The organism is Acinetobacter sp. V91_7 (assembly GCF_031799075.1).
In the GTDB taxonomy this organism is placed as follows: domain Bacteria; phylum Pseudomonadota; class Gammaproteobacteria; order Pseudomonadales; family Moraxellaceae; genus Acinetobacter; species Acinetobacter calcoaceticus.
In genome coordinates, this window is record NZ_JAVQNT010000043.1 from 475,691 (window position 1) to 494,602 (window position 18,912).

20 protein-coding genes are annotated in these 18,912 nt (G+C 36.3%); 13 read left to right on the top strand and 7 right to left on the bottom strand.

Annotated features, from left to right (window positions below; translation table 11 throughout):
* Nucleotides 1–49: 49 nt before the first annotated feature.
* On the bottom strand, nucleotides 50–613 hold the full coding sequence (locus RMB03_RS17150) for an FxsA family protein (protein ID WP_151744081.1): 564 nt from the start codon (nucleotides 611–613) through the stop codon (nucleotides 50–52).
* 495 nt (nucleotides 614–1,108) lie between these two features.
* Between RMB03_RS17150 and blaOXA the strand changes: the two genes are divergently transcribed.
* Nucleotides 1,109–1,930, top strand: coding sequence for an OXA-213 family carbapenem-hydrolyzing class D beta-lactamase (gene blaOXA, locus RMB03_RS17155; RefSeq protein WP_311077020.1), 822 nt, complete (start codon nucleotides 1,109–1,111; stop codon nucleotides 1,928–1,930).
* 66 nt (nucleotides 1,931–1,996) lie between these two features.
* Here blaOXA and RMB03_RS17160 read toward each other — a convergent pair whose 3' ends face one another.
* Together RMB03_RS17160 and RMB03_RS17165 are read right to left on the bottom strand one after the other, a co-directional pair.
* Nucleotides 1,997–2,542, bottom strand: coding sequence for an N-acetyltransferase family protein (locus RMB03_RS17160; protein ID WP_311077021.1), 546 nt, complete (start codon nucleotides 2,540–2,542; stop codon nucleotides 1,997–1,999).
* A complete protein-coding gene (locus tag RMB03_RS17165; RefSeq protein ID WP_311077022.1) occupies nucleotides 2,539–3,132 on the bottom strand; it encodes a helix-turn-helix domain-containing protein in 594 nt (197 codons plus the stop codon). Before RMB03_RS17165 ends, RMB03_RS17160 begins: the two co-directional genes overlap by 4 nt.
* A gap of 238 nt (nucleotides 3,133–3,370) precedes the next feature.
* Between RMB03_RS17165 and ruvC the strand changes: the two genes are divergently transcribed.
* The gene (gene ruvC / locus RMB03_RS17170; RefSeq protein ID WP_003651385.1) at nucleotides 3,371–3,916 is read left to right on the top strand and encodes a crossover junction endodeoxyribonuclease RuvC; all 546 of its coding nucleotides are present in this window, start codon (nucleotides 3,371–3,373) and stop codon (nucleotides 3,914–3,916) included.
* A 7-nt stretch (nucleotides 3,917–3,923) separates the two neighbouring features.
* Here the strand turns inward: ruvC and RMB03_RS17175 are convergent, their stop codons facing one another.
* The gene (locus tag RMB03_RS17175; protein WP_311077023.1) at nucleotides 3,924–5,381 is read right to left on the bottom strand and encodes an NAD(P)H-hydrate dehydratase; all 1,458 of its coding nucleotides are present in this window, start codon (nucleotides 5,379–5,381) and stop codon (nucleotides 3,924–3,926) included.
* Between the two features lie 26 nt (nucleotides 5,382–5,407).
* On the opposite strand from RMB03_RS17175, the gene queG reads away from it, so the two are divergent.
* On the top strand, nucleotides 5,408–6,502 hold the full coding sequence (gene queG / locus RMB03_RS17180; RefSeq protein WP_311077167.1) for a tRNA epoxyqueuosine(34) reductase QueG: 1,095 nt from the start codon (nucleotides 5,408–5,410) through the stop codon (nucleotides 6,500–6,502).
* Between the two features lie 93 nt (nucleotides 6,503–6,595).
* Complete coding sequence (gene bioB / locus RMB03_RS17185) at nucleotides 6,596–7,585, top strand: biotin synthase BioB (RefSeq protein WP_004642579.1); 990 nt, start codon at nucleotides 6,596–6,598, stop codon at nucleotides 7,583–7,585.
* Nucleotides 7,586–7,633: 48 nt separating this feature from the next.
* On the opposite strand, the gene RMB03_RS17190 is transcribed toward bioB, so the two are convergent.
* Both RMB03_RS17190 and RMB03_RS17195 read right to left on the bottom strand, forming a co-directional pair.
* The gene (locus RMB03_RS17190; RefSeq protein ID WP_003651378.1) at nucleotides 7,634–7,846 is read right to left on the bottom strand and encodes a hypothetical protein; all 213 of its coding nucleotides are present in this window, start codon (nucleotides 7,844–7,846) and stop codon (nucleotides 7,634–7,636) included.
* Nucleotides 7,847–7,909: 63 nt separating this feature from the next.
* A complete protein-coding gene (locus RMB03_RS17195) occupies nucleotides 7,910–8,260 on the bottom strand; it encodes a hypothetical protein (protein ID WP_311077024.1) in 351 nt (116 codons plus the stop codon).
* A 409-nt stretch (nucleotides 8,261–8,669) separates the two neighbouring features.
* On the opposite strand from RMB03_RS17195, the gene RMB03_RS17200 reads away from it, so the two are divergent.
* The 7 genes from RMB03_RS17200 to RMB03_RS17230 all read left to right on the top strand — a co-directional run bounded on the left by RMB03_RS17200 (nucleotide 8,670) and on the right by RMB03_RS17230 (nucleotide 16,224).
* Nucleotides 8,670–9,242 (top strand): fimbrial protein, encoded by a 573-nt coding sequence (locus RMB03_RS17200; RefSeq protein WP_311077025.1) that lies wholly within the window; start codon nucleotides 8,670–8,672, stop codon nucleotides 9,240–9,242.
* 73 nt (nucleotides 9,243–9,315) lie between these two features.
* Nucleotides 9,316–10,059: a fimbria/pilus periplasmic chaperone gene (locus tag RMB03_RS17205; protein WP_311077026.1), complete on the top strand. Its 744-nt coding sequence runs from the start codon at nucleotides 9,316–9,318 to the stop codon at nucleotides 10,057–10,059.
* A 140-nt stretch (nucleotides 10,060–10,199) separates the two neighbouring features.
* Nucleotides 10,200–12,656, top strand: coding sequence for a fimbria/pilus outer membrane usher protein (locus RMB03_RS17210; RefSeq protein ID WP_311077168.1), 2,457 nt, complete (start codon nucleotides 10,200–10,202; stop codon nucleotides 12,654–12,656).
* The gene (locus RMB03_RS17215; RefSeq protein WP_311077027.1) at nucleotides 12,653–13,672 is read left to right on the top strand and encodes a fimbrial protein; all 1,020 of its coding nucleotides are present in this window, start codon (nucleotides 12,653–12,655) and stop codon (nucleotides 13,670–13,672) included. The genes RMB03_RS17210 and RMB03_RS17215 overlap by 4 nt, the downstream gene beginning before the upstream one ends.
* Before the next feature lie 559 nt (nucleotides 13,673–14,231).
* Nucleotides 14,232–14,411 carry a hypothetical protein gene (locus RMB03_RS17220; RefSeq protein WP_017390526.1) on the top strand — a complete coding sequence of 60 codons (180 nt, stop codon included), beginning with the start codon at nucleotides 14,232–14,234 and terminating at the stop codon, nucleotides 14,409–14,411.
* A gap of 84 nt (nucleotides 14,412–14,495) precedes the next feature.
* On the top strand, nucleotides 14,496–15,500 hold the full coding sequence (locus RMB03_RS17225) for an AraC family transcriptional regulator (RefSeq protein WP_311077028.1): 1,005 nt from the start codon (nucleotides 14,496–14,498) through the stop codon (nucleotides 15,498–15,500).
* A gap of 97 nt (nucleotides 15,501–15,597) precedes the next feature.
* Entirely contained in the window at nucleotides 15,598–16,224 is a 627-nt protein-coding gene (locus tag RMB03_RS17230; RefSeq protein ID WP_080026919.1) for a sterol desaturase family protein, read from the top strand.
* Nucleotides 16,225–16,315: 91 nt separating this feature from the next.
* On the opposite strand, the gene RMB03_RS17235 is transcribed toward RMB03_RS17230, so the two are convergent.
* Nucleotides 16,316–17,167: a LysR family transcriptional regulator gene (locus RMB03_RS17235; RefSeq protein ID WP_005041209.1), complete on the bottom strand. Its 852-nt coding sequence runs from the start codon at nucleotides 17,165–17,167 to the stop codon at nucleotides 16,316–16,318.
* Between the two features lie 94 nt (nucleotides 17,168–17,261).
* Here RMB03_RS17235 and RMB03_RS17240 point away from each other — a divergent pair, with 94 nt between their 5' ends.
* Nucleotides 17,262–18,191, top strand: a complete 930-nt coding sequence (locus RMB03_RS17240; RefSeq protein ID WP_017390523.1) for a DMT family transporter — start codon at nucleotides 17,262–17,264, stop codon at nucleotides 18,189–18,191.
* A 253-nt stretch (nucleotides 18,192–18,444) separates the two neighbouring features.
* On the top strand, nucleotides 18,445–18,909 hold the full coding sequence (locus RMB03_RS17245; protein ID WP_003651360.1) for a hypothetical protein: 465 nt from the start codon (nucleotides 18,445–18,447) through the stop codon (nucleotides 18,907–18,909).
* Nucleotides 18,910–18,912 lie beyond the last annotated feature (3 nt).

Consider the following 18,912-nt stretch of genomic DNA (forward strand, 5'->3'; position numbering starts at 1 on the left):
AAGCTTAAACCCATGAGGTTTAAGCTTTTTCATATTCAGAACACACTTATTAATCTTTATTTTTATGCTCTATTTTTTTGTGGTCTGGAGTAACATCTCGCGCTTCACCATCAATGATGTTTGAATCATGGTATTGGCCTTGACCACCACCCTGCTGGTTCTGCATATCTTGCATTTGACGCATTAAATCAGCAAATGGGTTTTGTCCCGAAGCATTACCGCCCATACCACCCATCATTTTATTCATCATGGCTTGTTGGCGTTTTGCAAGAGTTCTCATCGCTACATTACGAAATGCGGTTTGAACACCAGGAATCAAAATTAAAACAGCCAAAACATCTGATACAAGACCCGGCAACATTAATAAGAAACCTGCAAAAGCATAAGCAAGTTTTTTAGTTACTGTTGGATCACTACCTAGCTGGCCTGTCATCTGCATTTGCTGTAATTGAGGCATAATACCGGCAGTACTTCTGCGAATAAGCCCCAAACCAATAAAGAAAGCAATAATGAACCAAAAGAACACATACCATCCACTGATGAACTGTGCTACGCCAATCCATACGGCAATTTCAACAATCGCGCCCAGAACTACAATAAGAAGTAAATTCATGTAAAACTTTATCTATCTCAAAAAGAAAATTCATTGCAGTTTTATTTGACCTAACCTTATCTAAGTTGCAAATAAGGATTAAGCATTCCTCTTAGCTCTGATTGTTCTGCCTAATTTCTAAAAATTAACAAAAACTATCGCACCGGCAAGAGTCTGCAATACTGGAGTACATTTGATTTTAACTCGATAAAAACAAACATGCTTTATTATTAATGAGTGCTGTATCAGGTTTATCAAGTGCCACTTCAATCAGATTTTAATTTTTTACTTTATTTAAGTGAGAATTCGTTCAAAAAAGAACTTCTTTAGTCAAATAAAGTCTTATTTGCTTAGCAAAGTTAGGAGCATTCCTTTGTTTATGTGTTACTTTTAGAGGACTTTAAAAGTAATACCGATATATCAACCTTACTAGATAACTTACATTTTAGCTATCTAAAGACAGTCCTATTCAAGTTAAATTAATTAGCAATACTTCAAATTAAACTTAGTCAGATTATGTATAAAAAAGCCCTTATCGTTGCAACAAGTATCCTATTTTTATCCGCCTGTTCTTCTAATTCAGTAAAACAACATCAAATATATTCTATTTCTGCCAATAAAAATTCAGAAGAAATTAAATCACTGTTTGATCAAGCACAGACCACGGGTGTTTTGGTGATTAAGCGAGGGCAAACAGAAGAAATTTATGGAAATGATCTTAAAAGAGCATCAACCGACTATGTTCCCGCCTCTACCTTTAAAATGTTAAATGCTTTAATTGGACTTGAACATCATAAGGCAACTACAACTGAAGTATTTAAATGGAATGGGCAAAAACGTTTATTTCCTGACTGGGAAAAGGACATGACACTGGGTGATGCCATGAAAGCTTCTGCAATTCCAGTTTACCAAGAATTAGCCCGACGAATTGGTCTAGATATTATGTCCAAAGAGGTGAAACGAATTGGTTTTGGTAATGCTAACATTGGCTCAAAAGTAGATGATTTTTGGCTTGTTGGCCCTCTAAAAATTACACCTCAACAAGAAACCCAATTTGCTTATCAATTAGCCCATAAAACTCTTCCATTTAGCAAAAATGTACAAGAACAAGTTCAATCGATGGTGTTCATAGAGGAAAAAAATGGAAGTAAAATTTATGCCAAAAGTGGTTGGGGATGGGATGTTGAACCGCAAGTTGGTTGGTTAACAGGCTGGGTCGTTCAACCACAAGGAGAAATTGTGGCATTTTCACTTAATTTAGAAATGAAAAAAGGAACTCCTAGCTCTATTCGCAAAGAAATTGCTTATAAAGGCTTAGAACAACTGGGTATTTTATAAGTTGAACTCTATAGCCCAATCATAGACTGGGCTATTATCCTGATTTTTGAAATGTGAAGTTTTTATTTATCCATCGATTGGATGAAATGGTGTGCTCAAATTTAACTGATAAAAAGCAGCATCAAGCCATTCCCCAAACTTAAAACCGACTTGTTTAAAAGTGCCTGCGTGAATAAAGCCCATTTTTTCATGTAAACCTATGCTTGCCTGATTGGTCGCATCAATACAACCAATCAATACATGTAACTCGGCCTCTTGAGCTCGCTGAATCAACTCTTGCATTAAAATTTTGCTTAGTCCGCTACCACGATGTTCATGATGAATATAAATACTATGTTCAACGGTATATTTATAGGCAGGAAAAGCCCTAAAGGTTCCCCAGCTCGCAAAACCCAATAACTTGTCAGTCTCATCAACAATACCAATGACGGGAAAACTATTTTGTCTTTTAACCGAGAACCAGTTTTTCATCGACTCTTCAGAGCGCGGGAAATAGTCATATAGAGCGGTAGAATTGATAATTGCTTCATTCAGAATCTCTAATATAGCCACGGAATGTTCTGCTTCATTACAATCAATTAAACGAAAATTGGAATTGAGGGAAAAGGTCATAAAGATTCCTTAACAGCAGAGACGAGTTGACTAGAGACGACTAAAATATAGCGTGCAACTTGAGATGAATTATTACTGTATATAACGGGTTGGTTGAGTTGCATTGCCAAACAATCCCCTGTGCTTAAAGCATAAGAAGATTCACCTAATTGAATATCAATTTTCCCTTCAACTACCCAAAGTTGCTGTTGTACTACCTTAGAGGTTTCACTAATTTCATAAGTAATTCGTGAGTGAGGGGGAAATTCAATTTCAACAATCTGAAATGGAGACTTCCAATCTGGAGGTGAAATTTGACGGCGAATATAGCCAGTTTCCGGGTCTTTCCATTGTGATTGTTGACTACGCCGAACAATAGGCTGAGGTGATTGATTACCTTGCGGGTTAGCGAAGAGTTGAGTCAAAGGTACATCTAAACCATTTGCTAGCTTTTCAAGGACAACCGCTGTTGGGCTGGCCTCACCTCTTTCAATTAATGAAATAGCAGAACGGCTCACCTGACATCGTGTAGCAAGAACATCCAGGGTATATCCACGAGCTAAACGCAGTTCACGTACTTGCTGTGCAATGCGAATATTAATATCTTCCATACGCCCACAAACTTCGCTTCCAAAATTATAGATAAATATTCCACTAAACTAGAATATTGTCAATTATCAAAGAATATTATCTTTTTTTGAAATCTTGAAAAATCTTCTTTGTAGTAACCCAAATTGAATCTATTTAAAAACGAAAAATAACCATTCATAAGTGACTTGCTTAAATAACTCATGCAGATCATATTTTGGTATGTAACAATAGCTTTAAATTATTTATGTAAGCCTTCGCATGTCTTTGATTATTGGGATTGACCCTGGTTCACGCTTAACAGGTTATGGAATCATAGAAAAAGATGGTAGCAAACTACGTTTTATCGATGCAGGTACTATTCGAACAGAAACTAAGGAAATGCCCGAACGCTTAAAACGTATCTTTGCTGGTATTGAACGTATTGTTAAATTTCATGGTCCAACTGAAGCTGCCGTTGAGCAAGTGTTTATGGCTCAAAACCCCGATTCGGCTCTAAAACTTGGTCAAGCACGTGGTGCAGCAATAGCCGCTTTGGTTAATTTAGATTTACAAGTTGCAGAATATACTGCGCGCCAAATTAAACAATCTGTTGTAGGTTATGGAGCCGCAGACAAAGAACAAGTACAAATGATGGTTATGCGATTACTTAACCTGACCATTAAACCTCAAGCAGATGCCGCAGATGCACTAGCAGCAGCAATTTGCCATGCTCATGCATCTGGAAGTATGAGCAAACTGTCGGTCCTTAATGCCTTAGGTGGTATGGCACGTGGACGAAGCCGCTCTAGCAGTCGCAGACGTTAAAGCTTTATTAGTTCACGACTTGTGTAATTGCCTGATTCATCTCAAAAGCCTGTAAACCACGCATACCTTGTTTTGCAAGTTGGTCACCAGCCTGAGCATGAAGGGTAACAATTTCATGTAATGCAATTGCCTTATGGAATTGTGCTTTTAGACTTGCAATCATTCCTGCTAGTACATCGCCCATCCCTCCAGTTCCCATACCAGCATTCCCTTGCGTACAAATATAAAGAGCATCTTCTAAAATCAGACTACCCGCTCCTTTAAGCACCCACTGCCCTGCATATTTTTGTTGTAAGGCATAAATCGCAGAAATTCGGTCATTCTCAATCTGAGTAGTAGAACACTCAAGCAATGTTGCAGCTTCTCCAGGATGGGGTGTTAGATAAATATGTGCATTCAATTTTTGAGGCTGTTTTGCTAGAAACCATAAAGCATCTGCATCTAAAACAATCTCCAGATCTTCACTCTGATTTAATAAATTAAACCATTGTAGATAGATCTGCTTTGCCCAATCATCACGCCCCAACCCCATCCCAAAACACACTGCATCGACCTGAAATAAAATATCTTTAATAGACTTTTCAGTTAGGGCATTAATATCACGGAGCATAATATTTGGTGAACGAGCCAAAATAGCCTGATGATGGTTTTGGTGACAAACCACCGTGACTTTACCTGCTCCTGCATGAAAAGCAGCCTCGGCAGCCATAATTACAGCACCGCCCATTTGTTCATGCCCACCAACGACTAAAACATGCCCATAACTCCCTTTATGACCAAATGCCATACGCTTAGGAAGTTTAATATTTGTTGATGTTAAATAAGCTAACGGTTTCAGCTCTTGGTCTATAGGAATTAAATCAATTAAATGAAGCTCGCCTGTGTATTCTTTGCCTTGACCTGTAAATAATCCGGCTTTAAGTCCTAAAACTGTAAATGTATGATCAGCCCTTATTGCACAAGGTAAAGTACATCCTGTATTTGCCTGCAAACCGCTGGGTATATCAACAGAAATTTTTAGGCCCGTTTGTCCATTAAATTGTTGAATAGCCTGTTGCCAATGAATGTTTAATTCTCGATTTAAACCAATACCAAATAAACCATCAATATGACAATCAAAATGCTTTGCGAGTTCAAAACCTTGATGAATTTGTACCAGTTGATCTTTTGCAAATTGCACAGCTTGATGTAAATCTGCTGAAGCCCCTACTTCGGATGCAAAGATTTGAACATTCCAACCTGCTTGCTTTAAATAAGCTGCTATAAAATAACCATCACCAGCATTGTTGCCTTGCCCACACCAAACAGCAATATTTTTAATAGACTGCTCTTTAAAAAGTTCAATTAACTGTTGAGCAATTGACCAAGCCGCTTGTTGCATTAAACCTAATGATGAGTTTTGCGCAGCAAACCAGCGTTGCTCCCATGCTTGAATATCATGGCTATGGTAAACTATCGCCTGCATATTATTATCCTTTTGCATTTTGGTTTATGACATCTTCCGATACATCACGCATTGCGTTGCAACAACTTGATCTTCATGAATTAAAAGCATGGATCAAGGCTCAAGCTTTAGACTTGGGTTTTGCTGATTGTGTCATTGCAAAACCAGATGCTCAAGAGCAAATGCCGCGTTTTTTAGAGTATCTTGAACGTGGCTATCATGCAGATATGACCTATTTAGAAGAAAATCTAGAAAAGCGGGCTGATCCAACATTATTAGTTCCTGGCACAAAAAGTATTATCTGCGTTCGCATGAACTATCTGGTCGAGTCACCAAAACCTCGATATGTACCTTTCGAACCAAATTCTGCGATTATTGCTCGTTATGCACGCGGCCGTGATTACCATAAAGTAATGCGGGGACGATTGAAAACTTTAGCCACACGAATTCGTGAAAAAGTTGGTGATTTTGAATCACGTCCTTTTGCTGATTCAGCCCCTATTTTTGAAAAATCATTGGCTGAAAGTGCTGGAATGGGTTGGACGGGTAAACATACTTTGCTCATTCACAAAAAGTCAGGTTCTTTTTTTGTATTGGGTGAACTATTTACATCACTCGATTTACCTTTTGATGGCCCAACGACCTCTCATTGTGGTTCATGTAGTGCTTGTATTGATATTTGTCCGACGCAAGCGATTGTTGAACCTTATATGCTCGATGCAAGGCGTTGTATCGCATATTTAACTATCGAATATAAAGGAATTATTGCTGAAGAATTACGTGCCGGTATTGGTAACCGAGTTTTTGGTTGTGATGACTGTCAATTAATTTGCCCTTGGAACAGTTTTGCCAAAACTGCGTCCATTAGCGATTTCAATCCTAGAAATGGTTTAGACAGCATCAGCCTACTCGATATCTGGCAATGGGATGAAGCTACGTTTTTGGCAAATACGGAAGGCAGCCCAATCCGCCGGACAGGTTATCAATCTTTTAAACGTAATATTGCTATCGGTTTAGGAAATGCTCCTTATTCAAAGGAAATTGTAGATCAACTACAAAATGGCAAGATTTTGCATGATGATATTGTCAACGTGCATATTGATTGGGCAATTGAACAACAACTTAATCAACTTCAGTCATGAAATTAAAAAAATGATGTTTTTTGCCCTATAGCTTTAATACGAATTCTGTATGATTATGTGTAGTGAATTAATGCCATCATCATGGATATGACAATGACTCTACGTAATGATTGGAATCGTGAAGAAATCCAAGCTTTATATGAACAACCCTTTTTGGATTTAGTTTTCAAGGCTCAGCAAGTACATCGCGAGCACTTCACTGCCAATGCGATTCAGGTCAGCACCCTTTTATCGATTAAAACGGGTAAATGCCCTGAAGATTGCAAGTACTGCTCACAATCAGCACATTACGAATCAAAACTAGAAGCAGAAAAACGTATTGCTGTAGAAAAAGTGATTAGCGAAGCAAAAGCTGCAAAAGATTCAGGTTCTTCACGTTTTTGTATGGGTGCAGCTTGGCGTAACCCACATGAGCGCGATATGCCTTATGTTTTAGAAATGGTACGTGAAGTAAAAGCTTTAGGTTTGGAAACCTGTATGACTTTAGGCATGCTTAACCAATCTCAAGCAGAGCGCCTACAAGTTGCTGGTTTAGATTATTACAATCACAACCTAGATACATCTCGTGAGTACTACTCACACATCATTAGCACGCGTACTTTTGATGATCGTTTAAATACCCTAGATTATGTTCGCCAAGCTGGCATGAAAGTTTGTAGCGGCGGCATTGTAGGTTTAGGCGAAAGCCGTGATGACCGTGTTGGTTTATTACATGAATTAGCTACCCTACCAATTCATCCTGAATCTGTGCCAATTAACATGCTTGTTCCAATTGAAGGAACGCCGTTAGCAGATGTTGAGAAGCTTGATGTAATTGAATGGATCCGCACTATTGCTGTTGCGCGCATTATTATGCCGCATAGCTATATTCGTTTATCTGCTGGTCGTGAGTCATTAAGTGATTCAGATCAAGCATTAGCATTTATGGCAGGTGCAAACTCATTATTCTCTGGTGATAAGTTACTCACCACACCAAATGCAGGTGAAGGTAAAGACCAAGCATTGTTTAACAAACTCGGCTTAACCGCAGAAAAACCAAAACCAACAGTTGCTGACTTATCAGTAAATGCCATGAGCGCATAACTCAAGGCAGTAAAATAAAAAAGCCCTGATTCTTCAGGGCTTTTTTATTTAAACAGAAGTAACTAAAATTCCATAAGTGGCATTAAGAAATGTCCCGACTCGAATAATGTCTTTTCCTGCTGCATGTGTTACAGACAACTCTTGGCTCAATACATCAAAATTAAAAGAATCAAAAACATCTTGATGGTGTAAGAGCCAAGTCACCGTATCCGCTATATTATCATCCACAATATAAGTTAAGGCCTTAAAGTCTTTACTCATAAACAACTCTTAAAAATAAATTTTATGAATTTTATATGAGTTAACTCTACCTTAAAAGAGAATCTAAGCTGCTTTAGGGTTCATTAAAGAACGACCCGACAATAAGCTTGTCAAAGCTTGTGGTGAAAATTCCAAAGAAAGTACATGATTCTTGAGATTAACAGAGTGTTTACTGATCAATGGAAGTAAACCTTCTTCTGTTTCAAAGACGTATTCATCTGCAATATTTAAGATACCCTCAAGATTAGTTGTACTTGAAGCAAGATCATGACTAAAGATGTCATAAATCGTTTGTAAGTTAAATGTTGTCTCCTGCTCAGTTGGATGCTTAATGAGATAATCCTTTAAAAACAAAACTAGCTTATGAGCAAAGAAAAAGTAATTAGGTTTATAGCTATACTTCATACTATTCATGGAACGGAACTCCAGATTATCTTTTATTAAATTACAACTAAAACAGTAGGAATTGAATCTTAAAAAATTCTTAAAAAAACAAATATATTAACAAGATAAATTAAAAATAATTTTATTGTTAAAAAACAATAATTTAAGTTAAAAATATAGACAACTTCCATCTTAAATTCTTTAAAGTTAGATTAATTTAATAAAATACAATTACTTAAATATTACGAGTTTTTTCATTTTATTTTAAAAATGAATCACACATTATTTTACCAACTGATAAAAAATATATTTCCCAAATATTTATTAATAAAAACAACCAATCAAAATATATATAAATATAATGTTTTTCTTGTTTTTTGGTTGAAAAGTGATATATTTTCTTCGCCTTACTTAAGCAGAACAAACTTGCTAAAAAGTAATGGAATTTATTTTAAAAGGCTATTTTGGGGATTTTATGAAAAGATTTATTTTTATGGCGGCGGTTTCTCTCTTAAATATAACAAATGCACAAGCTGCAGATGGCACAATTACTATTAATGGTCTTGTCACAGATAATACTTGTACGATTGATACTGGAGATAAAAATCTAACAATTAACCTGCCTACAGTTTCATCTCAAACCTTAAAAAATGCAGGTGATGTAGCTGGCCGTACCCCATTTCAAATTAATTTAACGAACTGTGCTTCGGCTGGTAAAGTAGCCACCTATTTTGAACCGGGTGCTACCGTTGACTTTAATACTGGTCGTTTATTAAACCAAGCAACTTCAGGCGGCGCAACAAACGTGAATATCCAGTTGCTAAGCAGTAATAATGCTGTAATCCCTGTACTCGCTACAGGCACGAATGCGACTCAGACCAACTCACAATGGGTGAATGTTTCGGCAGGTGGTGATGCTGACCTTAACTATTATGCTGAATACTATGCTACAGGTGCTTCTACTGCGGGTACGGTAACATCGCAAGTAAAATACACCATTATTTATCAATAAAATTAAAATTGAAGCTTCTATTTAAAGATAGAAGCTATCTCCTATCTATTATTCATTATTGAGAATATGACTCATGCTTTTTCGTGGTCGTAAGTTTTTTTGGGGATTAGTTTGTCTACAGGTAGCACTGACTACCACAGGGCATACTGAAATTGTTTTACATGGAACTCGTGTCATTTATCTTTCAAATGCACGTGAGATCACTTTGCAACTGAGTAATAACGGTACAGCTCCCTCTCTTGTTCAAGCTTGGATCGATGATGGAAATGCAAAGTTGACTCCTGATGAAGCAAATGTGCCCTTCATTATTACTCCCCCGATTTCACGAGTAGAAGCGAATAAAGGCCAGACCTTAAGAATTACAGCTCTGCCTAATACGTCTCAATTAAGTCAGCAACAAGAATCAATTTTTTGGCTTAATGTTTTAGATATACCTCCTAAACCGGAAGGAAAAACTCAACAAGACCAAAACATCTCTATTTCTAATAATTTTTTACAGCTTGCTGTTCGTTCGCGCATTAAATTTTTTTATCGCCCTATAAATCTAAGAGAAAATATTGCACAACTAAGTGAGAAAGTTCAATGGAAAATGAATGATCAATATCTAGTAGTAAAGAACCCAACACCCTTTTTCCTGACTATTAGCTCCATTTTTCAAGGAAGTGAAGGCCATAAAATAGACTTATTACAACAAGGTTTAATGGTTGCCCCTTTTTCCGAAGATAAAATAAAAATAAAAAATAAAAATTTAGCAGATATGAGCTTTGTATATATCAATGATTATGGTGGAAGAGTTGAGCACCCAATAAAGTTCTAACCTTACTGTATTACTTAAGAAAACCTAAATACCTATCATGAATAGGCTCTAAAACTATGTCTAAATGGTTTATACCTTATATATGTTTAAAAAGCCCTTTTACTTGTTATGTGGCCTCAAGTATTGCGGTATTTATGCCTTTGGCTGCATATGCCGAAAATAGTACCGATGTTTCAGGTTTCTCAAAAGCAGAGTTTGATAGTAATTTTTTAGTAGGTAATGCGCAAAAAATTGATATTAGTCGTTTCAAATATGGAAACCCCATCTTAGCTGGTGAATATAGCTTAGATGTCTATATTAATGGTCAATGGCTGGGTAAACGACATATGCGCTTTAATGCGCACACTCCCAATGCAAATGCCGAAACCTGTTTCACAGAAGCCATGTTACTAGAATATGGCGTAAAAGCTGAGGTGCTTAGCCAACATTCTCATACATCATCTCTTTCTTGTGACACACTTGGGACTTGGATAGATAATGCTTTTTATTTATTTGACAGCTCTCGTTTAAGAATTGATATTTCTATCCCCCAAGCCACATTAGAAAAAAATGCACAAGGCTATATCGACCCACATTTTTGGGATCGAGGTATTAATGCAGCTTTTTTGACATATAACGCAACTGCTTATCGGATAGTTAACGAACAACATGAAAGTACATATGCTTTTATGGGGACGAATCTTGGAGCAAATTTAGCGAGTTGGCAATTTCGCCATAATGGACAATGGAAATGGCAAGACCATACTGATTTTCAAACTGATAATTCTTCTTATACTTCAACGAATACATATATACAAAAAGCATTTCCGAAAATTCATGGCGTTGTGACTTTAGGCGATTATTTTACTAATAGTGATTTTATCGATTCGTTACCGTATCGGGGCGTAAATATTTCAAGTGATGACCGAATGCTTCCAAACAGTATGCTCGGTTACGCTCCCAGAGTGAGAGGTTATGCAAAAACCAATGCGAAAGTCGAGGTTAGACAACAAGGCAATTTAATTTATCAGACAACGGTACCACCCGGAAACTTTGAAATTAATGATCTTTACCCAACGGGATTTGGAGGTGAGCTACAAGTTTCGGTAATTGAGTCTAATGGAGTAATTCAAAAATTCTCTATTCCCTATGCTTCTGTCGTCGAAATGCTACGCCCTCAAATGAGTCGATACTCTTTTACTTTAGGGCAGTTTCGAGATTCAAACCTTAGCCTAACTCCATGGCTGATACAGGGTAAGTATCAACGGGGAATTAATAATTACCTCACAGCTTACAGTGCGGTTCAAGCGACCCAGCAGTATCTCTCATTATTACTAGGTACAGCTTTTTCAACACCCATTGGAGCTGTCTCTTTGGATGCCACTCAATCAAAAGCTGAGTTTGATCATCAATCTAAAATGACAGGGCAAAGTTATCGTTTAAGTTACAGTCAACTATTTTCTCCAACAAATACTAATTTAACATTAGCTACTTATCGCTATTCAACAGAGAACTACCTCAAATTGCGTGATGCAATTTTAATTCAAGATTTACAACAACAAAATATTGATAGCTTTTCTGTAGGCAAACAAAAAAGTGAATTCCAGATTACTTTAAATCAAGTTCTTCCAAAGCAATGGGGAAATTTTTATTTAGTGGGTTCATGGACAAACTATTGGAATCAACCCAAGACCAATAAACAGTTCCAATTAGGTTATAGCAATCAATTTAAAGATTTAACTTATAGTTTATCCGCAATTAGCAGCGAAGTTGATGAAGGCGGCACCCGCACAGGTCAAGATACGCAGTACCTTGCTTCTTTATCTTTTCCATTAGATTTTAAGAAAAATTCTCTAACTTTTAATAGTGTTATTGGTGAGGACAGCCAGACTTTAAGCTTCAGTGGCTTTACAGGAAGTCGCTTAAACTACGGCGCATCAATTTCTAGTCAGGACGATGGTCAAACCAACCTGAATATTAATGGTACCTATAAAACAAACTATACAACACTTGGTGCTTCATTCAGTCACGCAGATTCATACCAACAAGAAATGCTTAACTTCAGTGGCAATGTTGTTGCACATTCCCAAGGAATTCTGTTTGGGCCAGATCAGGCTCAAACCATGGTGCTGGTCTATGCACCGGATGCTACGGGAGCACAAGTCGGTAATACACCAGGGCTCAGTATTAACAAAAAGGGATATGCAGTTATTCCCTATGTTACGCCTTACCGTATGAATGACATTAGTCTTGACCCGCAAAACATGCCCACACAAGTTGAACTTGGTGAGAGCAGTTTACGGATTGCCCCTTATGCAGGTTCAATCACTAAAGTTCAATTCTCAACAAAAAAAGGTTATGCACTTTTTATTAGTACAACAACATTAGATGGCTCACATCTACCTTTTGCCGCACAGGTATACAACCAGAATAACGAAGTAATAGGTATTGTCGCGCAAGGCAGTCGCTTTTATTTACGAACACCCTTAACCCATGACCGTTTATATGTGAAATGGGGAAATACGAGTACTGAAAAATGCGAGATTGAATACGATATAGCGGATCAAATAAAGCATAACAACCAACCAATTATTATGACAAAGGCAGTCTGTAAATGAATAATATTTTAAAAAAAATTGGATTTTTGGCAGTGAGTCTATTTGCTTATAGCCATACAAATGCAAATTGTAATTTAAGTAAAGGATTTACTACCGTCGATATTCCAATGAATATAGGTAAAATCGTAGTAAAACCAAATGATCCAATAGGAACGATTTTACAAAAGAATACTTTTACAATATCTCCTAATAATTCAACTGCAACTTGTAATCGCGCGAGTGATCAAATTATTGCTGCTCTCCCCTTAAATTATCCAATTAGTCCTATAGGTAATAATGTTTATGCCACCAATATTCCGGGTATTGGTATTCGTCTTTATCGTGAAGCTGCCGATGCTTCAGATTTTTCAGGATATTATCCCTATAGACGTACATTAACACCAAATAAAGCATATACGCTTTCCCCAGGGTATTTTGTTATGGAGGTTATTAAAACTGCCATGACAACAGGCTCCGGAGCACTAGTCGCAGGCCGTTACAGCACCTATTATGTATCAGGACAACAAAATCGCCCATTTTTAACAACGACCGTATTAAGTAATACCCCTATTCTTATTGCGTCTTCATCTTGTGAAATTCAAAATGGTGTAGATTCACCAGTTCAACTTCCAACCGTGATGAAATCAGGCTTTAGAGCGATTGGGTCAACCCAAGGGGAACAGAATTTTAATCTATCAATCTTATGTAATGGTGGCGAAAACAACTCTGGTATCTCTACGAGCAATACGATCAGCTTAAGTTTTGATTATAATTCTGATACCTCCAATAATCAGGTGATTAACAACAGTGCCGCGAATTCAATCAAAGCCAACGGTGTGGGTGTCGAACTGTTATGGAATATGAATGGAGCAAATCAGCCGATTCAAAAAGCAAGCAAACTAAATATAGGTATGGTGAGTTCCAACCAAACTGTTGAATATGATATACCTTTAACTGCTCGTTACTATCAGACTGCCACCAATGTGACCGCAGGTGAGGTTAAAGCCACAGCGACGGTGACGATTCAATATGATTAACTATTCTCTATAAAATTACTAAAAATAAATAAGCTCAATGCTACCAAAAGAACTCAAAAAACTAATTTTTCAAACTTTGTAGTTCTATTAAAAAATCACATAAAAAAATGCTCATAAGCAAAATTAGCAAATGAGCATTAGTGATAACCACTTAACCTGAAATACAAATTGTGGGAAATAGATCACAATTTGCATGGGTATAATTTCAAAATTCGGCTTAAAGATCAAGTCTTTTTTTTAACAAAAATTTAAAAAATCATCATAACATATTGTTTTAAATAAATTAAAAAAATAAATTTAATTTATAATCGCTATTTTATAGTGCTTCTAAAGAATTATCATTCTATTAATTAATAAAAACTTAATTTTAAGAAAAATTAAAAGACACTCGTCAAGTCGGATAAACTTAAATTTACTTTAACTTCAAATATTTAGACTAAAATCATAAAAATTTAAACTTTAAAGAATTACATAATTTATAATAAAAAAAACATAAATAAATTTAGAAATCCCCTTCAATTGCAAATAATATGTTTTAGACTTTTTATCAGAACGTAACATGCTCATTTTTTGGAAAATATTATGTATCTTATTACTAAGTCTAGGTGCTACAAGTATAGGTTTTGCGATTAGTAACATCGATCTTTTTCTTTTTTTTATAGGTTTGCTTTTATTAACCTCCTTTATCTTAGCTTTAAAGCAAGCACGTGAAGATGCGGGTTTCTTTCCTGATAATTAAACTAATATAAGTTTCTGAGATATAGAATCAGCAATAAAATCATGATTGAATATGCGCTATAGTTTATAGGGTTGTCATCAAATCATGTCTAAAAATTCTTCAGACGCTGGAATTTTTTTATGGATGACTTACCAGACTATGCAAAAGATGGGCTTAGATGCAGCATCTATTTTTTCAAGTGTAAATTTGCCCAATCAACCACCCGATAAAAATATTCGTAGAGATAATTCTACCCAAAATCGTTTTTGGACAGCTGCTGAAGAAATTAGCCAAGATCCTGATATTGGCTTACATGTAGGTAAGCAAATGCCCCCTTTCCGGGGTTTGGTCATTGAATATTTATTTTTGAGCAGCTCTACATTTGGTGAAGGATTACAACGCACTATAAGATATCAAGCCCTACTTACAGATGTATTTAGCCTTTCCTTAACCATTAATGAAGATCAAGCAATATTATCGGGTTTTGAGCATCCCGTAAGACATTATCTAGAATGTGGAATTGGTGTTTTTCTTAATTTTTTTAAATATATTACTAATAATGAGTTCAGACCTAATCACATTACTCTACCTTATCAACAAGGTGCCTCGGCTGAAACTTATCGCGAGATGTGGAAATGCCCCGTCATTTTAGGCCAAACAAAAGGTGCTATTGTTTTTCCTAGTGTACTATTAAATAAGACCTCGCCAGCTGCTGAGCCAGAATTATTAAAAATCCATGAAACTCTTGCGGAACAGCAGTTATTAACATTAGAAAAGCATCAACTGATTCATGCAATTGAACGTTTACTTAGTAATGGATTACTTGAATCTGGGCAATTTGATCAAAAATTGATTGCAGAACAATTAAACCGCAACCCTCGTACTCTTCGCGCTGATTTACAAGCTATTAATACAAATTATGAAAAGATTCTAAATCAACATCGAGAAAAACTTGCCAGACGTTTGCTTGCTAATACACAAGAAACTATTGATCAAATTGTTTATTTAACCGGTTTTTCAGAACCCTCTGCGTTCACACGTGCATTCAAACGATGGACCAATGAAACTCCAAATGCTTATCGACAACGTAAACAAAAACAATCAAATTGATTCTAAAGGCAATTGGTCTACTGCCTATTAGGTCAAAGGGATAAAACGTTCTTCTTTTACAATGGCTTTAAATTGTAATTAAGAAGAAGTGACACATATGCTTGGATTCCCTGTAGGTGTTTTTGTAGCAAATGGCTTGGAATGGTACTTTCATAAAGTTTGGCTGCATGAGTTTCCAAGCCAGTATCGTAATAGCCCATTTTTCACCCATATCGCCCATCATAAACGTGCCCGTTTAAATGGCTTCCATGACGAAGGCTATGCCGAATCTATGCTTAAAAATGCTGAAATTTATAATGAAAAAACAGCCTTAATTGGATTAGCAGGTGCTGCTACCATTTTTTTACCTGTAGCACCTTTTTTTACAGCTGGACTCTATTATGGTTTATGGAATTATTGGCGCGTGCATGCCAAGTCTCATTTAGACCCAGAATATGCAAAAAAACGTATTCCTTGGCATTATGATCACCATATGACAAGTAATCAGAATGCTAATTGGTGCGTTACCAGACCTTGGTTTGACTATATTATGGGAACAAGAGTAACCACCGAAGTATCTAAAACCGAAACTAATCCTTTAGGGATAAAATTACCTAAATGGGTAGAAAAACCTATTAATTCAGCTGCTAGACGTTTACTTGCTAAGTCTTTTGCCAAAATTGATTTAAACTCTCGTCAAGATCAATCTAATTTACGTGAAGGCATAGAAGTTAGTCTGACCTAGCCTATTGATCTAACTAAATTCAAAAGAAGCTGCGGAAAAATGGCAGCTTCTTTAAACAGACTTCTAAGAGTAAGCATTTAACTAACCAAGTTTAAGTTCTAAAAGACTCGAAACAACTCACCAGAAAATCCATTACTACACGTATTGCAGGACTATGTCGTAGATCTTCGTGGGTTACCAACCAGATTTCAGCACTCATGGGGTGATCATCTTGCAATCTGACCAAATTACTCAATGTGCCTAAAAAATCAGGTAACACAGCTAACCCAGCTTCTCCACATGCGGCTCTCCACTGAAGCTCAGGATGATTTGTAACCATTATAGGTTCTTTATTACCTAATCTTTCTTTTAACTTCTGCTGTTTTTGACCATGTACACCCCCGACTTCTACGCTGATCCATTCATAACTTTCAGAATCAGTTGAGGCTAAATAATTTGGAGCAGCGTATATCCCAAAAGGAATTTCACCTACTTTACGAGCAACTAAGTTTTCATCTTTAGGACGACCAAATCGTACAGCAATATCAGCCTCACTATGCTGTAAAGAAACATAATGAACATCACCGAGTACACGTAATTTTAATTGGGGATAATGTCGATAAAATCTCCCCAGATGAGGCATGATGAGATGCGCAGCCGTTAAAGGAGGCATACTAATAGAAACACTACCCATCACTTCTTGCTGACCAGCTTGAGTTAAACGTTCAATAGAAAACGTTTCTTCCATCATACGAGCAACTACTTGTGCAAGACGTTCTCCATCAGGGGTAAGTATGTATGTGCGTGGTCTACGATCCACTAATTTAAGTTTTAAGTTTTGTTCTAGCTGGGCAATTCTTCTGGATACAGTTGCATGATCTACGCCCAACTTTCTTGCGGCAGCTGACAGTGACTTCTCTTCGGTAAAAACTGAAAAGTAATGTAAATTTTCCCAATCAATCATTGTGCAAATTTTCACATTAGAAGTGTATTAATACGGAATTGTACACCTTTATATAATTGCCCAGAATAAAACCTTTCTTAGTGGGAGCCTGTCGATGAACAGAACGGTGGCTTATGCCTATGCTGGTGTTGTATTAACGATGTTTTTTTGGGGATCAGCATTTAATGCAATGTCTTATATTATTCAACATATGCCTCCGCTATCTGCCGCATCTGAACGGTTTTCAATTGCAAGCCTAAGCTTACTTCTGATCTTTTCAATAACAGGCAAACTAAGATGGGCAGCCTTAAGTCAAAATTTATTTATCTATCTTATTATTGGGGTTGTCGGCATTGCAGGATTCAACATAGGTTGTTTTTATGGCTTACAGACTACATCTGCTGTGAATGGTGCTTTAATTATGGCAACCACACCGTTGATGACTCTATTAATGACAATTATTTTGGACGGTGAAAAACTTACCCCTAGTAAATTTTTAGGTGTTTTATTCGGCTTAAGTGGTGTGTTACTCGTCATTAGTCAGGGGCATATAACAACTTTACTTCACCTGAAAATAGACATTGGAGATCTATTTATATTATTAGGGGCTTTCGGATTTTGCTTAGCAAATGTTCTATCTCGCCGCTATGTAAAAAATGCCACGCCTTTAGAAACAACGACTTTTTCTATGATGTTCGGGGCAATAACACTTGGCGTGTTAAGTATGATATTTGAAGATCCTCTTACAGCCATCACTTCTGCGCCTGTAAATGCACATCTGGCCATGGGTTATGTCATTATCTGCTCTACAATGATTGCTTATTTATTCTGGTTTAATGGCATACAAAAGTTAGGAGCCGGACGTGCTTCCGTCTTTTTTAACTTTGTACCAGTATTTAGTATGCTGATCGCCCTACTTACAGGGCAATCGCTCAACATCTGGCAATTAATAGGAACAGCTTTAGTAATGCTTGGTGTAATGAGCAGCGGAGGTTTTTTAAAAATTAAAGGCACGCCTCTTATAGTAAAACATTGTACAAAATAGGAAATATGCTGCTACATTAAAAATCATATGTTTATTATGTAGCAGCATTTTCAAATAAAAAATAGAAAAATATTTACTTAATAAACTCTTTAATTTTATAAGTTTTATTTTTAAAAATATATTTTTACATTTTCAATTATTTATCACAAAAGCTCATCTTAATTATTGCGTTGTAACAAATAATATATGTTTCTTTAAAACTTAATAAAAGATTGCCATATATAGTTTTAAAACAACCTAAGGAGATATTAAAATGAAGCTGGATTTCACCACCATTGAAAAGCAAGCCCAATTGCTGCAAGAAGAGCAAGAAAAAATTGGACAACAAGATCATGATTTTCAGATCGCTTTAGATAAGCATAGAGAATCTTTAAAGAATTTATTTAAAGAGCTTTTTCATGATCAAGAAATTAAAACAGAAAATGGAGGTCATTGTTGCGTAACATTCGGAAATTTTAAAATTTCTTTATTAATTGAAACTGCTAAATTTGAGAATGGTGTACCGGTAAAATTAAACTCAGTAAATCCTATTATTGTGAAATTTAAAAAAGACAAACCAGTTGCAAAAGCACAATTTACCGATGCAACTCAATATCTCGATAATCATTCAGAAGCTCCAAACTATCAGTATTATTATAAACAAGAAGATAAAACCCAACTCGTCCAATTTTCTGAACTTCCAACTTTCTTTCAAGCTATCTTAGACACGAATGTATAAAGT

Coding starts and splice junctions, on each gene's coding strand:
- RMB03_RS17205 (WP_311077026.1), top strand. CDS start 9,316: ATGCTTTTTCGTGGTCGTAAGTTTTTTTGGGGATTAGTTTGTCTACAG.
- RMB03_RS17225 (WP_311077028.1), top strand. CDS start 14,496: ATGTCTAAAAATTCTTCAGACGCTGGAATTTTTTTATGGATGACTTAC.
- RMB03_RS17175 (WP_311077023.1), bottom strand. CDS start 5,381: ATGCAGGCGATAGTTTACCATAGCCATGATATTCAAGCATGGGAGCAA.
- RMB03_RS17230 (WP_080026919.1), top strand. CDS start 15,598: ATGCTTGGATTCCCTGTAGGTGTTTTTGTAGCAAATGGCTTGGAATGG.
- queG (WP_311077167.1), top strand. CDS start 5,408: ATGACATCTTCCGATACATCACGCATTGCGTTGCAACAACTTGATCTT.
- RMB03_RS17215 (WP_311077027.1), top strand. CDS start 12,653: ATGAATAATATTTTAAAAAAAATTGGATTTTTGGCAGTGAGTCTATTT.
- RMB03_RS17190 (WP_003651378.1), bottom strand. CDS start 7,846: ATGAGTAAAGACTTTAAGGCCTTAACTTATATTGTGGATGATAATATA.
- bioB (WP_004642579.1), top strand. CDS start 6,596: ATGACTCTACGTAATGATTGGAATCGTGAAGAAATCCAAGCTTTATAT.
- RMB03_RS17235 (WP_005041209.1), bottom strand. CDS start 17,167: ATGATTGATTGGGAAAATTTACATTACTTTTCAGTTTTTACCGAAGAG.
- RMB03_RS17200 (WP_311077025.1), top strand. CDS start 8,670: ATGGAATTTATTTTAAAAGGCTATTTTGGGGATTTTATGAAAAGATTT.
- RMB03_RS17220 (WP_017390526.1), top strand. CDS start 14,232: ATGCTCATTTTTTGGAAAATATTATGTATCTTATTACTAAGTCTAGGT.
- RMB03_RS17245 (WP_003651360.1), top strand. CDS start 18,445: ATGAAGCTGGATTTCACCACCATTGAAAAGCAAGCCCAATTGCTGCAA.
- RMB03_RS17150 (WP_151744081.1), bottom strand. CDS start 613: ATGAATTTACTTCTTATTGTAGTTCTGGGCGCGATTGTTGAAATTGCC.
- RMB03_RS17165 (WP_311077022.1), bottom strand. CDS start 3,132: ATGGAAGATATTAATATTCGCATTGCACAGCAAGTACGTGAACTGCGT.
- RMB03_RS17195 (WP_311077024.1), bottom strand. CDS start 8,260: ATGAATAGTATGAAGTATAGCTATAAACCTAATTACTTTTTCTTTGCT.
- blaOXA (WP_311077020.1), top strand. CDS start 1,109: ATGTATAAAAAAGCCCTTATCGTTGCAACAAGTATCCTATTTTTATCC.
- ruvC (WP_003651385.1), top strand. CDS start 3,371: ATGTCTTTGATTATTGGGATTGACCCTGGTTCACGCTTAACAGGTTAT.
- RMB03_RS17240 (WP_017390523.1), top strand. CDS start 17,262: ATGAACAGAACGGTGGCTTATGCCTATGCTGGTGTTGTATTAACGATG.
- RMB03_RS17160 (WP_311077021.1), bottom strand. CDS start 2,542: ATGACCTTTTCCCTCAATTCCAATTTTCGTTTAATTGATTGTAATGAA.